Annotated in this window: 14 protein-coding genes and 1 pseudogene; 7 read left to right on the forward strand and 8 right to left on the reverse strand. The window is 44.2% G+C overall.

Annotated features, from left to right (window positions below; all coding sequences use genetic code 11):
* The first annotated feature begins 158 nt into the window (after positions 1-158).
* Positions 159-1049 (forward strand): helix-turn-helix domain-containing protein, encoded by an 891-nt coding sequence (locus tag GRP75_RS00240; protein ID WP_075154949.1) that lies wholly within the window; start codon positions 159-161, stop codon positions 1047-1049.
* A gap of 138 nt (positions 1050-1187) precedes the next feature.
* The gene (locus tag GRP75_RS00245) at positions 1188-3458 is read left to right on the forward strand and encodes a GDYXXLXY domain-containing protein (RefSeq protein WP_202403914.1); all 2271 of its coding nucleotides are present in this window, start codon (positions 1188-1190) and stop codon (positions 3456-3458) included.
* A 110-nt stretch (positions 3459-3568) separates the two neighbouring features.
* On the opposite strand, the gene mmuM is transcribed toward GRP75_RS00245, so the two are convergent.
* Positions 3569-4516, reverse strand: a complete 948-nt coding sequence (mmuM, locus tag GRP75_RS00250; RefSeq protein ID WP_160788309.1) for a homocysteine S-methyltransferase — start codon at positions 4514-4516, stop codon at positions 3569-3571.
* Between the two features lie 333 nt (positions 4517-4849).
* On the opposite strand from mmuM, the gene GRP75_RS00255 reads away from it, so the two are divergent.
* Both GRP75_RS00255 and GRP75_RS00260 read left to right on the forward strand, forming a co-directional pair.
* Positions 4850-5905, forward strand: a complete 1056-nt coding sequence (locus tag GRP75_RS00255; RefSeq protein ID WP_025720201.1) for an AEC family transporter — start codon at positions 4850-4852, stop codon at positions 5903-5905.
* 17 nt (positions 5906-5922) lie between these two features.
* Complete coding sequence (locus GRP75_RS00260) at positions 5923-6942, forward strand: 2-hydroxyacid dehydrogenase (protein ID WP_028540889.1); 1020 nt, start codon at positions 5923-5925, stop codon at positions 6940-6942.
* A 51-nt stretch (positions 6943-6993) separates the two neighbouring features.
* On the opposite strand, the gene GRP75_RS00265 is transcribed toward GRP75_RS00260, so the two are convergent.
* Positions 6994-7731, reverse strand: coding sequence for a response regulator (locus GRP75_RS00265; RefSeq protein WP_160788310.1), 738 nt, complete (start codon positions 7729-7731; stop codon positions 6994-6996).
* Complete coding sequence (locus GRP75_RS00270) at positions 7728-9377, reverse strand: ATP-binding protein (protein WP_160788311.1); 1650 nt, start codon at positions 9375-9377, stop codon at positions 7728-7730. The genes GRP75_RS00265 and GRP75_RS00270 overlap by 4 nt, the downstream gene beginning before the upstream one ends.
* Before the next feature lie 227 nt (positions 9378-9604).
* On the opposite strand from GRP75_RS00270, the gene GRP75_RS00275 reads away from it, so the two are divergent.
* A complete protein-coding gene (locus GRP75_RS00275; RefSeq protein WP_013312637.1) occupies positions 9605-9787 on the forward strand; it encodes a hypothetical protein in 183 nt (60 codons plus the stop codon).
* A 98-nt stretch (positions 9788-9885) separates the two neighbouring features.
* Here the strand turns inward: GRP75_RS00275 and GRP75_RS00280 are convergent, their stop codons facing one another.
* From GRP75_RS00280 to rlmN, 3 genes are all read right to left on the reverse strand, one after another.
* Complete coding sequence (locus tag GRP75_RS00280; protein WP_023991001.1) at positions 9886-10818, reverse strand: dihydroorotate dehydrogenase; 933 nt, start codon at positions 10816-10818, stop codon at positions 9886-9888.
* A complete protein-coding gene (locus tag GRP75_RS00285) occupies positions 10799-11500 on the reverse strand; it encodes a dihydroorotate dehydrogenase electron transfer subunit (RefSeq protein WP_160788312.1) in 702 nt (233 codons plus the stop codon). Before GRP75_RS00285 ends, GRP75_RS00280 begins: the two co-directional genes overlap by 20 nt.
* A gap of 139 nt (positions 11501-11639) precedes the next feature.
* Entirely contained in the window at positions 11640-12737 is a 1098-nt protein-coding gene (rlmN, locus tag GRP75_RS00290) for a dual-specificity RNA methyltransferase RlmN (RefSeq protein WP_160788313.1), read from the reverse strand.
* A 316-nt stretch (positions 12738-13053) separates the two neighbouring features.
* Here rlmN and GRP75_RS00295 point away from each other — a divergent pair, with 316 nt between their 5' ends.
* On the forward strand, positions 13054-13923 hold the full coding sequence (locus GRP75_RS00295) for an AraC family transcriptional regulator (protein ID WP_160788314.1): 870 nt from the start codon (positions 13054-13056) through the stop codon (positions 13921-13923).
* Between the two features lie 90 nt (positions 13924-14013).
* On the opposite strand, the pseudogene GRP75_RS00300 reads toward GRP75_RS00295, so the two are convergent.
* Positions 14014-14918, reverse strand: a pseudogene (locus GRP75_RS00300) (LysR family transcriptional regulator).
* Positions 14919-15075: 157 nt separating this feature from the next.
* Between GRP75_RS00300 and GRP75_RS00305 the strand changes: the two are divergent.
* Positions 15076-15816, forward strand: coding sequence for an SDR family NAD(P)-dependent oxidoreductase (locus GRP75_RS00305; RefSeq protein ID WP_160788315.1), 741 nt, complete (start codon positions 15076-15078; stop codon positions 15814-15816).
* Between the two features lie 89 nt (positions 15817-15905).
* On the opposite strand, the gene GRP75_RS00310 is transcribed toward GRP75_RS00305, so the two are convergent.
* A complete protein-coding gene (locus GRP75_RS00310) occupies positions 15906-16394 on the reverse strand; it encodes a DUF2798 domain-containing protein (protein WP_023991007.1) in 489 nt (162 codons plus the stop codon).
* Between the last annotated feature and the right edge of the window lie 158 nt (positions 16395-16552).

The following is a 16552-nucleotide window of genomic DNA, read 5'->3' on the forward strand; positions in this document are numbered from 1 at the left end:
GCTTCATGGCTCGTCTCAAACCGGCCATGGAGCCTTTGGCATACCTAGCTTTAATTATATAACCCTAAATTCCAATGAATTAACTTGTAATTATGCTTTCCTTTATATACAATAAAATCAAAATTCCCTTATCTCCACCAAAGGAGAGGTGACAAGTTATGAAAAGAGCAAAAAATGAAGATCACTTCGACATCGTGGAAGACCATTATTTCACAGCTACCGAACTGGAAAAATCCAGCGCCATTTGGCCAGTCAGACTGGGTATGGATATTTCGAAAACAAGCTGCCATGTCGGTCCCAAGGCTGTTCCTTATTTTTATTTGATTTTTGTACTTGAAGGTCAGGCTGAGTTTATTTATAAGCAGCAGAAGTACCGTGTCCAAAAGTCTGATTTATTCTGTTTTTTTCCGCATCTTGCCCATGAATATTACACCGATCAGGAGCACCCGTTGCAAAAGGTATGGATTGCCTTTGAGGGACCTAAATCCCTCGCGCTACTGGAGCGGATCGGAATTAATCCCTCTACGCCATTTATGGCTAACGCAGTGAGCGAGGAAATCCTTGAGCTTATCTCCAACCTGTTTTCCATCGTAAACGACAACAGACAGGGTAGCGATCTGGCCCGCTTGATTACACTGCATCAGATCTTCGAGGAGTTATCCCGCAACACATCTGACGTACTGCGCAACTTTGTATGCTCTGATTATTGGCTCCAGCAGGGGAAAGATTACATTGAAATGCATTATTGTGACCGTGTTACGATTGAGCAAATTGCCGAGCATGTAGGTGTGGATCGTGCGCATTTTTCACGTAAGTTCCATTCCACCTTCCTCATCTCTCCCGCCAAGTATTTGCAAAACCTCAAGATTAACGAAGCCAAAAGATTACTGGAGCAGACAACTTACAATTTGTCGATCATAGCCCAGTCCATCGGCTATACCGATATGTCCACCTTTTCCAAGGCATTTAAGAAAACAGCAGGGATTCCACCGCGTGAGTATCGCTTCCGACATCAGTCCCGGCAAGAGATTCGTACCGTCAACGCTTAGTCGGAATCCAGTAACGTTAAAGAGAGCCGCCGTATACGGTGGCTCTCTTTTTATGACCTGATCCTAATTTACACTTGGTTCTGAACCCTTTCAACGCTATAATAGGCTTCAAACCAACAGGAAAGGTACGTGAAATCCATGCTGCGATTCAATGCGATACGTACGGGCTATCTGCTGGGCATCTCACTGATACTGGCCGCAATTATTTATTTTTTCGCCTCCAATTGGGGCGGACTGGATCGGACATCCAAGATTGTACTTGCTGCTGCGCTTATTGTTCTGTTCTATGGCTTGTCTTTTGTATTTGCACGGATACGTGCTGTTCCCGGCCAACAAGCTTTTCTGTCTAATATGTTTTTGGTGGCTGGCTGTATAGCCTTTGGCGTTTCCGTGGCATTGCTCGGTCAAATTTACAATTCCCATGCGGACAGCTACGGATTGTTTTTCATTTGGTCGGTGCCGGCTCTGCTACTTAGCTGGATTACTCGCTACAATCCCTTTTATATGCTGTCTTATGTACTGATTCAACTTGGTTTGTGGCTTTATTTTTACCCTACGATGCAAAGTGTGCCTTATAGCGAACTTCGATCATTGTCGATTGCCGGAGTGTTCGCACTGGTCAATCTGGTGTTGTTTCTATTGGCGTTCCTTCATCGTATACGCTCTGCTCCACTACAATATATGAGCTTTACTGTTTTTCATATAGCCATGTTAGCGATGACCAACTCTTTTGCATTTGATGGGTATGGGCTGGTCATGAATATACCGTATATCGCTGTGATTGCTTTAGGATTTTATATATTTATCAAGGTGCGACTGAATAAAACGCTACTGACCTTGAATGCATTGGCACTTTCGGCGTTTGCTGTCTTTAAATTTATAGAGCTGGCTGAGGCGTACTCCTCATCTCTGTTTTTTGTTTTTGGTTTGATTTTTGTGGCGTTGCTGCTGACGGGTAACGTGTGGTTTTTCCGCTATTTGAATCGTTTGGGAAAAACACCGCCGGAAGCAGGGACAACGGACACTAGTACATCAAAGACTGAGACGACCGTCCAAGAGGAACATGGCAGTGAATGGATTAGCAAAACCGTATCCCGTGTGATCAAAGTGGTTGGAGTGCTGATCGGCAGTATATCTCTCATCGGATTGATTATGATTAGCACGAATGTAAACCACACCGAATATGTACTGTTGGTTGTGTCGTTGCTGCTTATGATTTTGATGATTGTCATACCGGAATCCAAGCTGGATTCGGTAATACGTTATACACTGCTGACCATCAGCTATATTACAGGCTTGGCGGCCATTCTATGGTCAGATCAGTCGCTGCTTTCGGTATTATTTCTGATCGTTTCCATCGCTGGATGGTTCCGCTCCAAGGGGAAAAGGCAGTTGTTTTTTGCCTACGCCTTTGTAAACCTGAATCTGGCGACCATTTTATTTCAGCAGTATCAGGAGTGGGATGGTTGGAACTGGACCTATAAATTCATCATCTTCTCTCTTTTCATCGTCAATGCCGTGTTATATGGGGTAAGTTACTTTAAATTCAAGACGGAGTTAAAAGAACATCTGCGGAATAGCTCATTATTTTTCAGCTTGTTGTTCCTTTTTTGGGCGACGTTTTTCGAGGATGTCATTCCACACTCTTATATGTTCATTAACATTTTTTATTTTGTTATCGTTACCGGGATGATCTTTGCCTTTGCCCGTCTGAAACAAAAATCGGAGACCCTCATGAGCGTTGTCTTCTGGTTTATTTTTATCGGCTTCAAATACTATGATTTATTGTGGACGCTACTGTATAAGTCTTTTACGTTGGCGCTTCTAGGGATCATTGCACTCGGCTTGACCTGGTGGGCGGATCGGCGAATGGCCCATAGCGGCAAAGCAGCATTTGATGCCGACCACCGCAGCTTTAGCTTTATGCGCTTAAGCCCGTTACTCATTGCTATTGTCATCGTGCTACAGCTGGGGATCATCGGCTATCAGACGGCGAGAAGTGAAACCCTGCTCGCCACAGGGGCTTCCATTAAGCTCAAACTGGCTCCTATAGACCCGCGCTCCCTGCTGCAAGGCGATTATGTGGCACTGAATTACGACATATCTACCCCGCCTTCCAAGACCCCTCTTCAGGAGGAGGAATGGAGCCGAGGCAAGGTCAAAGTCGTTCTCACACCAGATAGCCAAGGAGTATACGTCGCGGATCGCCTATATCAAGATGGTGAAAAACTTGCCAGTCATGAGGTCGTTCTAAATGGACAATGGTATGGTTCTCGTATTCTGTACGGTATTGAGAATTATTTCATCCCTGAGGGAACCGGACGTACTGTAGAACAGAACGCACATTTTGCCCATATTCGGGTGAGCCGCAATGGGGACGCGCTGCTGGAACGTTTGGCAGAAAGTTGACCGGATCGGCGCAGGTAGTTAACAAAGCAGGCTGAACCAAGCTGCTCCATTGCTGGAGCACAACTTGGTTCAGCCTGCTTGTTTTTTTTCGGACCATCGTTTATCTCCGTTTATACATCTCTCGTCCATGATGCTATTTCCTCAATATCCTGCGGCTGAGTCCGGCAACAGCCGCCAATCAGACGAGCTCCCGCTTCATACCATTGGCGGGCACTTTGTCCGAATGTCTCTGTACAAGTGCTGCCATGCCATGTCTTGGTGACCGGGTCATATTCCTCCCCCAAATTGGGATATACCACCACAGGCTTATCCGTGTGGCTGTGTATTTCGTGAATAAGCGATGGAACGAATTTCGGCAAAGTGCAATTGATTCCTACAGCAGCCACTTGCTCATGCCCATTCAGCCACTCAGCACATGCCGCGGCAGACTCACCATTGCTGATATGCTGTCCATCCTTTGCGCTAAAGCTGATCCAGGCATACGTGCCAGGAAATTCCTTCAGCAATCGTGCGATGGCCTTCGCTTCAACCAGACAGGGTATCGTTTCACAAGCTAAAATATCTGCACCCGCCTCGATCAGAGCTTTCATACGTGGCCTGTGAAACTCCACTAGCTGTTCCTCGCTCAGCTTGTAATCGCCGCGATACTCTGACCCATCTGCCAAAAACGCCCCGTAAGGGCCAACAGAGGCCGCGACTAGCGGCTTGGGACGATGCCGCTGACTAGCAGTAGCCGTCACGTCAGCCCAAAACTCATCGCGTGCCTGCACAGCAATCCGCACCGATGATTGAATCAGTTCCAGCGCCTCATTTTCACTTAGGCCCCGTTTAACATAGCCTTCAACGGTAGCCTGATAGCTCGCAGTAATCGCACAGTCTGCCCCAGCTTCAAAATAATCCCTATGTACACGCTTGATCGACTCCGGATGCTCATGGAGGATTTTAGCTGACCATAAGCTATCGTTCAGATCATGTCCATGACGCTCCAGTTCAGTCGCCATGGCGCCGTCCAGCACGATCAGCTGAAATTCGTCAAGTATATATTGTATCGGATTCATGTGGCCCTCCTGCTCGTCTTTTCTATTTAACCCACTAATCAAGTGGGTTTTAATGATTTACATTATAGCACGAATGTTGATGAGCACTCACAAAGCCAAGAAAAAATCATTCCGTGAAGACGTCCCCTTTCGTTTCATTTGCCATCTGATGTAACGTATAAATTTTTTAAATTAGTTTCATAAGTTAAATTAATTAGATATTGTTCTTTTTTTCACAAAGTCATTTTACTATAAAAGTGCAAACCAACACTTTGGCCAAAAGATCAGGGAATTGCATCGTCACATTCTGCATCGTCATTTATGTGAAAAAAGGTACAAGAGAGGGTTTTATCTATGTCTTTACTAGAAATGATTACAGCGACCTTAACAGATAACAAAATTCTCAGTTCTATCGCTTCCACCGTTTTTATTATCCTTCTTGGTTTCTTTTGCCGGAAGAAGGGGATTTTTAACGCAGCAGTAGGAAAGATGTTATCCAAGGTTGTTCTAACCGTGGCTCTACCAGCACTAGCCTTTAATTCTTTCATGCAGGATATTAATCCTACAATGTTAAAACAAGGCATGAATGTTTTAATATGGGGAGTTCTAATTTATATTATTCTCATCTTTATTTCTAAACCGTTCTTCCTGAGCTACAACAAGGATAAACAGGATGTTTTGCGGGTGTTAACCATTTTCGGTTCTACTACTTTTTTCGGAATTCCAATTGTCGGAGCCATTTACGGTCCTACCGGAGTGATGTACAGTTCCATTTTTAACATAGGGTACCGCATTTTCTTATACTCCTATGGCTATATCAAAATGAGCGGCTTGAAAATGGAGCTTAAAAATCTCAAAACCATGTTTTTGAATCCCATCGTTATCGCCACGTTTCTAGGCTTGTTTGTTTGGTTGTTTCAAGGTTATTTGCCACAGATGAGTGTAGCTACAGAGGATGGGGCCATTCAGCAGTTCGCCTTTCTAAGAATTGATCAAACCGCTGTCTGGCTGTTCAAGCCCATGACCTACCTAGCTGGACTAGCTTCTCCATTAGCCTGGTTATCGATTGGCTCGACATTAGGGGAGATCAGCTTCAAGTCGGCAGCTACTGATAAGACCTCTTGGTATTACAGCATAGTTAAGGTTTGGCTTGTACCTATTGTTAACATCGTCTTGCTGGCTTTGTTGACTGTATCTCATATTCTGTCAGTCGATTCAGTCGCTTTAGCTACTATTGTCATCATGATGGCTACTCCTACAGCTACCGTAGCCGCAGCCTATGCCATCAGTTTTGATAAGGAAGCCATATTAACTTCTAATGCATCGCTTCTATCTACTATCACTTCTGTCGTCATGATTCCAGTGTGGATCATTACGCTCAATGTCATTGATAAAATTGGAATTTTCTAAATCAGGGGGAAAACAACATGTTAAAAATCATTTGCTATGGTGTCCGTTCTTATGAGAAACCCTATTTCCAGGATCTCAATAAATATAACTTCCAACTAACGCTAGTAGAAGAGTTGTTAACCACCAGCAATGCAGAATTGGCACAGCATCACGATGCCGTTTTGCTAAGAGGAAACTGTGCTGCCAATCGGGAAAATATCACAAAATTCAATGAATACGGCATTCAATATGTTTTCACCAGAACAGTCGGAATCAACCACATTGATTTGGATGCCTGCAGCGAATTCGGAATGAAGGTGGCACGCGTGCCATCCTACTCTCCGAATGCCATCGCCGAGCTCTCCCTAACTTTAGCAATGATGCTGTTCCGACACACCGCTTATATGACTACCAAAAGCTCGTTCAAAAATTTTATTGTGGATGAGCATACATTCAGCAAAGAGATCCATAACTGTAAAGTTGGGATTATCGGGGTTGGTCGCATTGGTCTGACGGAGGCCAAATTGTTTAAAGGATTGGGAGCCTCTGTTATTGGTTATGATGTGTACCAATCGGACGCGGCCAAGGAAGTCATTCCATTCACAACCTTGGATGAATTACTGGCAGAGAGTGATGTCGTTAGTGTGCATGTTCCTTATCTGCCGGGACAGAACGACAAAATGATTAACGCCAGCTTTTTAGCAAAAATGAAAAAGGGATCTATTCTCATCAATACATCACGTGGAGAATTACAAGATAACCAAGCCATTTTGGACGCTTTGCTCAGTAACCATCTGGAAGGCTTCGCTACGGATGTCTTTCCTAAAGAAGATGAATTATTCTTTAGAGCATTTGAACCATGGCAAATGCTCCCGGACCCAACGATCCAGAAGCTTGTGGAGCTGTATCCAAGAGTTTTGGTAACGCCTCATGCTGGCTCGAATACCGTTACGGCGTTATCCAACATGATTGAAACTAGCTACGACAACTTCCATGATATCGTTACAACTCATTCTTCGGATAACCTAGTTCCACTTCCTGTTCTCTCTATGAAATAATTAGGAAGCTCGGTACTCTTGTTGAACAAAAAAAGAACCGCTATTTCCAGATTACATCGGAAATGGCGGTTCTTTTATATCAGGATTCAACTGATAGAGCATTAGCGGCCTACCAACCTTGTGGTATTCTATCGATTCAACTAGAAAGCCATCGTCCACCAGGAACTGAATATATTTTTTTACCGTGATACGGGACAAGTCCACTTCTCTGGCTAACGTTTCAACCGAGAATGGTCCGTCCAGCTCTTGAATACTCTTCAGTATCGTGGTCATGGTCAGTTTAGACAAATTTTTAGACAGGTTTTTTGATAAATTATGCGATGGATGTTCAACAGGTTTTTTCTTTTCCACACCCGCATGCTCTTCTTTATTAAAATAATGGTCAATAACAGCTTGATTAATTCCGTTCCCTTCCTCCATCACCGTGGCCAGACGCTGGATTTTCTCAACAGCCAGTCTAAAGCGTTCGAATGTAAAGGGCTTAATTAAATAGTCTGCAACACCATAAAAAACAGCTTCCTTCACCGTCTGAATATCTTTTGCAGCCGTAATTAAAATAACTGAAGCATGATACTGATGCTCCTGCATATGTGATAATAAAGTTAATCCGCTTTTTCCAGGTAAATAAACGTCCAGTAATACCAGATCCGGTGACCATTTTTGAAGGCAGTCCTGTGCTTTCTTGACGGTATCTGCCTTACATACAACATCCAAATTGTCCATGCGCTCGATAAACTGTTGATTGAGCTCAGCAACCATCGGATCATCCTCAACAATTAGAACTTTCATTCATTTGTCACCTCCAATGTACAGGGCAACTCTACATATATACTTGTTCCCAGACCCGGTTGGCTATCAAGCTCAATGATTCCTTGATGATTTTCCACCATGGTTTTAACCAGATTCAAGCCGTAGCCTCTGTCTTCTCCTTTGGTTGAAAAGCCATGCTCGAATATCCTTTTTTGCATCTCAAAATCAATCCCCAACCCATTATCTTTCACTTTCAAAATGAATACATTTCCCTCACACTCATAATTCAATTTCAGCTCAATTTTGCCGGGTTCTTTTTTTTGTAAGATGGAATCTATGGCGTTGTCAAAAAAATTACCCAGGATGTGTATGACATCATGAACGATATCCTGCATCTCCACATTAGAGACATCCGAGCTTTCTGCAAGAAGAACCGAAATATTCTGTTCGCGTGCTTCATTGATTTTACCCATAATAAAACCTGCTAATGCCGGAACTTTAATTCTCTCAGTCAAAAAGCCTACCTCATCTTGATACCGGTGATTTAGCTGCTGAATATATTGACTGACCTCCGCATATTTCCTCATTTCAATCAGGCCGGATATTACGTGCATTTTGTTCATAAATTCATGGGTCTGTCCGCGAAGGGAGTTAATATAATATTTTGTACCACTTAACTGGTTGCTGAGATGGATCATCTCGGATTGGTCGCGCAGCGTTGCAACTGCCCCAAAAAACTCATTTTCAATATATATAGGGGTTACTGTCGCAATGACTTCTATACCATTCACATAAAATGAGCGATCCTTGATTTTCTTTTTATCATCAAACACTCTCTTGAAGAGCACGTTATAAAAGTTGGTATCTAGCTGCTCGCCAATCGGGGCTTTCATCTCTTGGTTTGCCAGTTGATACTTGGCCTGAGCTTCTTTGTTCATGAGCATAATTTTCTTGTCCGCCGAAATGGCTATAATTCCTTCAGCGACCTCATTTTCAATAATTTCTTTTTCGCGCAATCGTGTTGCTATCTCTTGCGGCTCAAGCCCAAATAAAATCGTTTTGATTTTCTGAGCCAGAATGATCGCCCCCAGAACTCCACTAAAGAGCCCCAACATCAGCCCCCCAAAAATGGTATACTGCGCCTGCATCAAATCATGATTTAGGGTTCTCATGGTCAGCCCTACACATACAATGCCAATGACCTCATGCTGTTGATTAAATATCGGCGTAAAATATCGGTAACCTTTGCCCAAAATACCTATATTCTCAGAAAAATGTCCCTGACCGGATAGCGCTCTTCTGGCATCATTCAAATCAGAGAACGGTTTGCCAACCATCGTTGCATTCGGATGAGATAGCCGAATTAAATCGTGGTTCAAAATGACAACAAAATCCACATTAACGTTGTGCATGACTCCAAGCGAGTAGTCTTGGATCTGCTTCACAGGAACTCCCTGCTCAACATTACGAATAACATCGTTGTCACTGGCAACCATCTTGGCAATACCCGAAAGTTTTTCCTTCGTATTATCAAAATGTTGGTTAATCACGAAATTACGAATGAGAAGCAAGGATATAATTAAAGAAATAATGATAACTAAAACAACCAAAATAATAATCATGAATTGTAGCGAAACTTTGAATTGTCGTCTCGGTTTCGACTTACTTTTTAACCGCAACCCCATCACCTAGCTTCTTTGTTAAGCTCTCCATTAGGAAGAAGAGCCTATCTCTGACCCTATATTCCCTTGATATTCGACATCGTTTGACAATTTCCTTCTTATTCTGCAAGCTCTGCGCGCTCCACCGACAACCAAACGTATCCTTTATCTGAAATAAAACGATATGCTGAATAAGGAAAGATCAATTCTCCATAATAAGGACGTATACCTAATGAAATGGAGGATATCGGATGATTGACAATCTCGAAAGCAATTACAACTGCGCTAATGCAGGACAAGACCTTCATCAGCTCAAGCAGGAACTCGCTGCGCTTCAGGAACAAGGTGCAAACGACCAGGCGTCCGAGGAAGCCATTCATCGGCTAGAAAATCAAATTTCGTTCATCTTGAACAAGTGCGATATTAACCACTAGTTGATGCTTGGCTATTTCAGTAAAATAAATAAAACCGACTTGTCTTTTAAAGACAAGCCGGTTCTATATGAATTAGTGTATGCAAAAAGGTTCCAAATTCACAAAATTCCCCGTATCTCATCCAATGACTGCACCTTTTCCCGCTGCATCCATTGTTCAAGGCCATGTACCAGCTCAGCCCCTGCATGTAAATGAACAAAATTGTACGTTCCCACCTGAATGGCAGCGGCCCCTGCCATGGTGAATTCAATAATATCCTCCACCGAGCTAATCCCGCCCATCCCGATCACCGGAATCGACACCGCCTGTGCCACCTGGTGAACCATGCGCAAGGCAATCGGTTTAATTGCCGGGCCGGAAAGACCAGCATACGTGTTGGCGAAGACACTGCGACGCCGGCGTATATCTATTTTCATTGCAGAAAATGTATTGATCAGCGAAACTCCGTCTGCGCCTTCTTCCTCGCACATAACCGCCATCTGTGTGATGTTCTCTGCGTTTGGAGACAGCTTGACGACCAACGGAAGCGCCGTCACATTGCGCACCTGACGCACAACCTCCCGCGCTACCTCCGTCTGGATGCCAAATTGCATTCCACCCTGCTTCACATTGGGACATGAAATGTTCAATTCCAGCATATCAACGCCTCTGCGGTTCATCGTGCGACGCTTTTGTGCGTTTTCCGTAATCATCGCTACGGCCTGAACGTATTCCTCCAGATTGGAGCCGCCCACGTTGGCAATAACAGCCGTGTTCCAGCGTGTCATGTCATCCAGCTCATCCTTCAAAAAGGCGGCAACACCCGGATTCTCCAGCCCCACACTATTGAGCATGCCCGATGCTGTCTCATGTATTCGTGATCCCGTATTACCAGCCTTCGGATGCAGGGTCAGTCCCTTGCCGACGATACCACCCAATAATTCAGGAGAATAAAATTCCGCATACTCACGTCCGAATCCAAACGTACCGGAAGCCATGATGATCGGGTTCTTGAATGGTACACCCGCAATATTACACACCATGGAGATCATCAAACTCCACCTCCTCCACCGGGAATACAGGCCCTTCTTTACATACCCTTCGATTGCCTCCACGGGTACGCATCGTACAGCCCAAACATGCGCCAATACCACAGGCCATGTGTCTTTCAGTTGAAATATATAAACGGGATGACGTATCCACCGTTTTCATGGCGAGTGCTTGCAACATCGGAGTTGGCCCGCAGGAGAACATATTTGCATAAAGCGTCGGATCAACCTGTTCGACGATGCTTCCCCCTACCTTGACCTGTACAGATGCCGCCACAGCTTCGAACGCTTCAACCCCGAAGGCTTGCTGTGCAAACCCCAAATAAACGTGCGCATGCGGGTAATACTTTGCAGCCAACAGCAACGGAGCTGTACCCATGCCACCGCCGATCAAAGCCAAACTACCCTCTACCTGCGGAAAACCGTTTCCGAAAGGTCCTTCTAAATGAATCTCCTGACCAGGCTGTAATTGGGAAAACAAATTTGTCCCCTCTCCAACAACCCGGTACAAAAAGGAAATACTCTCTTCCCTGATATCATAAATGCTGATGGGTCTGGGCAGCAGTGGGTAACCTGTCCCGCTGCGCAGCATGTAAAACTGCCCCATGTTCCCTTTAAACTTTCCCTCTATTTTCATCACATAAATGCCCGGAACGAGCGCCACATTCGAAATTACGTTAGCCATATAACCCCTCCACTAACCACTCACTATAACGTAAAAGCAGCAACTATTACGTGACTATTTTCACATTTTTGGGTAACGTTTCGCCCTGCGGCTCGTGATATAAAAAAGCGTACTCCTGTTAGAGAGTACGCTTGTGTATTTAACTAATGGCTTCGCGCTCCGCATTGCGGCTACCCTTGGCATCCTTGCGGATTTGCTTGCTGCGTAGCTGCCCGCAGGCCGCGTCAATATCGACTCCATGCTCCAGCCGAACACTACAGCTAATGCCTTGTTTTTTCAGAACATCATAGAAGCCAGTAATCGACTCCGACTCACTCCGCTGGTATTGGCTATGCTCATCCACCGGATTGTACGGAATCAGGTTTACATTGGCCAGATTACGGCGATGGCCCACCAGCTCAGCCAGTTCGAGCGCGTGCTCCTTACCGTCATTAACATCCTTCAGCAAGATGTACTCCAGCGTAATCCGACGATTTGTTTTGTCCAAATAATAATCAATCGCCTGCATGAGTTTCTCAATCGGAATCGCCCGGTTGATCTTCATAATGCGAGTACGAATCTCATTATTCGGAGCGTGGAGGGAGATCGCCAAATTGACATGCAGGTCGGAATCTGCAAATTCAATGATTTTATCAGCCAGTCCACTTGTGGAAACGGTAATATGCCGTGGCCCAATCGCTAGCCCTTTGTGATCCTTAATGACCCGAATGAAATCGGACAGGTTCACGAAGTTATCAAACGGTTCGCCAATTCCCATCACAACAACATGACTGACCTGATCGCCCGGTCGTTCCTGATCCAGATACAGCTGGACCTTCATAATTTGCTCTACAATTTCACCGCTGGACAGGTCACGGCTCTTTTTCAACAATCCGCTCGCACAGAAGCTGCACCCAATGTTACACCCTACCTGCGTAGTCACACATACGGATAAGCCAAACTTATGCCGCATCAATACTGTCTCAATCAAATTACCATCCTGAAGCCGGAACAAGAACTTAACCGTCCCGTCTGCTGACTGTTGCTTCACGTGTTCTTCAAGTGTTTCAATGGAAAAGTGCTCGGCCAACAGGCGAGTACAATCCTCATGAACCTCTGCCATCGCTGCAAAATCAGTAACCCGCTTCCGGTACAATGCGTCCCATACCTGCAATGCCCGGGATTTCTTATGTCCATGCTCGATGAGCCATACTGTCAATTGATCTAGCGTTAATCCATAAATGGATTCTTTTTTCATGTTCGATCCTCTTTTCAAAACATTCAAATTCGTCTTCCTCTATATAAAACTAAGCACGCACCATTCGTCTCAACCATCATTGCATCATAGCATGTTTAAGCAATCTGCGCTATTTAAACGCCTCTTCCATTGTCCCAAATTTTAATTATGAACACAAGGGGGCAGGCACATGGTTTCTCCAAAATTTTAGCGTGAAATTATATCTTGAAACAAAGTACAAGCCACATTAAACTAGGCGACAGAACCTGTTCGATAAGAGCACGCAAAGACAGGATTACAGATACTCCTAATGATATGATTACAACTAAGGAAGGTGATGCGGTTGGAATGGTTGCTTCGGATCAAGAACGCACTGGATCTGATGGAAGAGAGAATGCAGCAGCCACTCGATATCGATGAAATTGCAAAGGCAGCCTATTCGTCTCCTTTCCATTTTCAGCGTATGTTTCATATGCTAACCGGCGTCACGGTTGCAGAATATGTGCGCAAACGTCGATTGACCTTGGCTGCTCAGGAATTGAGTCTTTCTTCCGCCAAGGTGCTGAATGTAGCGTTCAAATACGGATATGATTCCCCCGAATCTTTTTCTAAAGCGTTCCGAAAGGTACACGGTATTTCTCCCTCTGAGGCCAGAAGCCCTGGGGTAAACCTGAAAGCCTTTCCACGCATCACCTTCCATTTATCGTTGAAGGGAGATCAGGAAATGGATTACAAAATTATAGAGAAGGCGGCCTTTACGGTCATTGGCAAGTCCATTCAAGTCACCACTAAGAACGGCGATAATCTTCGAGAAATCCCAAAATTCTGGAACGAACTGAATGCGGATGGTACATCGGATCAGATTCATGCCTTGGGAACAGGCGACGACATCCTCGGTATTTGTTTGGATTTCAAGCATGGGGAAGAGAAATTCACGTACCTGATTGCCGCAGAAGGCAGCGAAGACGTAGCGACCGCGAATGGGCTGGAAGCCAGAACCATTCCGGCTTCAACCTGGGCTGTGTTTACATCCATCGGCCCTATGCCTCACTCGATCCAAAAGGTATGGCAAAGAATTTTTCAGGAATGGTTCCCTGCCAGTAATTATGAGCATTCAGGCGGCCCGGAACTGGAAGTGTATACTATGGGGGATTCACATGCTGAAGACTACCGAAGTGAAGTTTGGATTCCGATTAAGAAAAAGTAAACAACGAACCGACTGCCTATTGCAGTCGGTTTTATACCGTACTGCATTTACATCATAAGGTGGCAGAAAACACAACTCCCTGCATACTCGCTACTCTAGCTTAATGCTCCCAGGCAACTCCCCAAGCTCCTGCTTCAACACAGAGTATAGCCTTGAACCTGCCGGCTTTAGCGGATAGTCTGTTGCTTTGCAAAGAAGGCCGAAGGTCATATCGATCAGGCTGCCGCTTAATTCCCTCACCGCTGTTCCTGCTGGGACAGAACTGACCAGAACTTGTGGCACAAGTGCAATACCTAAATCGCTCTCCACATAAAATTTCAGAGCCGTCATGCTGCCAATTTCCATCGTGTTTAATATGGTTATTCCATATTCCTTCATGACCATTTCAAGTTTGCGACGATATGGACAGGTGGCCGACGTAATAAGCAACCGCTGCCCCTGTAAATCCTCCGGCCCAATGTTTTCTTTTTCCGCAAGCAGGTGATTTTCAGGCATTAAAACTACAAATTTCTCCCTAAATAAAGGTTCAAAATATAGCTCTGTGCCCAAATCCGGTGCGGAACACAGCGCTAAATCAATATCCCCCTTGAGAACACGCTCGCTTAGAGTAGGGGTATTCCCAAACTCAACAGAAACTCGAATGTTCGGATAATGGGTTAAGAATCGTTTTAAAATTTCTGGTAGTCGGTAACTGGCAGTCGGTTCGGTCACTCCTATACGAAGGTCGCCTGCGGTTCCTCTTTGCAGATTGTCCATATTTTCCTGCAATTGCTCCATATCCTTTACAATATGTAGACTTTGCTCGTAAAACATCCTGCCTGCTTCAGTTAGCTTTATTTTCTTGCCCCGTTCGATCAGTTGAATTCCCATATCGGCTCCAGCTTCTGTATTTGCATCGTCACGGTAGATTGTGCATAATTCAACTCTTCCGCTGCACGAATAAAACTCCCGTAATTCACAATCATTTGAAATGTTTTGAGTGTTTTAATGTCCATTCTCAAACTCCTATATGCACAATTAATTCAATTTTATTGAATTGTAAATTCAGTTAATTCAATTATACAGAAAACAATACATCTTCTACAATGATACATATCAGATCATATTATTTTTCAGACGCAAAATGAACTGGATGGGAAGGAGCGAATATATATGGATTTACATCAAAAAGTAGCACTGGTTACAGGTGGAGGTACAGGAATTGGGAGAGCCGTATGTATGGCCTTGGCAGATCGAAAAGCTACGGTAGTCGTAAACTATTCCCGCTCTAAAAACGATGCTGGGGAAACTGTACGTATGATCCTTGAAAAAGGCGGACGTGCTATCGCATTACAGGCAGATGTTTCCCGAGATCAGGAAGTTCGAATTATGGTTGACCAGATTGTCCAGCAATTCGGTACGATTGATATACTTGTGAATAACGCTAGCATTACGTATCACATTCCTATGGATGATCTGGAGGCAGCCACGGAAGAGATATGGGATGATCTATTTAATGTAAATGTAAAAGGCATGTTTTACTGTGCCAGAGCCGTAGCTCCTTTTATGAAGCGTAGTAAGCAAGGAGCTATCGTCAATCTGGGAAGTATAGCAGGGCAAACAGGGCTAGGTTCCTCTCTTCCCTATGCGGTATCCAAAGCGGCCGTCCACGGGCTGACCAAATCTTTAGCACGAGCACTGGCACCGGATATTCGTGTCAATTGCATCGTGCCGGGAGCCGTAGCGACAAGATGGTGGGCAGGCAGGGAAGAACAAATGAAGCAACTGTTTCCTCATTTGCTCCTACAGCACATTTCCACGCCCGAGGATATTGCTAGCATGATCTGCTCTGCTTTGGAACAGGAAGCCATGACAGGCCAGACTATTACGGTGGACAGCGGACAAACGCTGTAAAAATACTGGGATTTCTGCGTAAAAACAAGCCGCCTTCTCAGACAGAAGGCGGCTTTTGAGCTATCGTATACCGTCGTTGACTACGTTTTTTAGCTTAGAGATACCGCAATTCGTGTACCTTTCACGAATTTAACAAATAAGTACCGAACAAGCGGCCCTACAATTAAGAGCTGCAGAGGGAAAGCAAAAATAAAATTCTTAAAAACTAAAGACAAGTAATTTTTAAATAATGAGTCTCCCGAAAGACCATTAAAAAAGTAAGCTGTCCCCAATCCATAAAGTGACATACAGAGAACCATTCCAATGACCATACAGCATGAGAGGGACAGAATCACAAATACCTTTTTAGATTTGTCGTATGGTAATGAGAAGGCTATTTTCTTTGCTAGTGGGCCGACAATAAATAATTCCAATACGAAAGCAATGATAAAACATAAAATAAATTGAAGAAACATTACTTTTAGAGATATTGTGCCAATCAAGTCATTTGTATATAGATTATAAAATGTCATGAATACGACCATCCCCAAGCACATCATTAAACCAAAATAAAAATCTTCTTTCTTCGTTGTTGGCAATTCCATCATCCCTTCTGTGTACCTTGGTAATTATATAAATAGTCAAAACCTCCACATAAGTGAACTTTCTGTGAACTTTATAGTAAGCGCTTCCTTTTTTGTATATAAGAAATAGGCATCGTTCATCTCAACGATACCTTGGAATACTGCGTCATGTC

It is taken from the genome of Paenibacillus sp. OT2-17 (assembly GCF_009827695.1).
In the GTDB taxonomy this organism is placed as follows: domain Bacteria; phylum Bacillota; class Bacilli; order Paenibacillales; family Paenibacillaceae; genus Paenibacillus; species Paenibacillus polymyxa_B.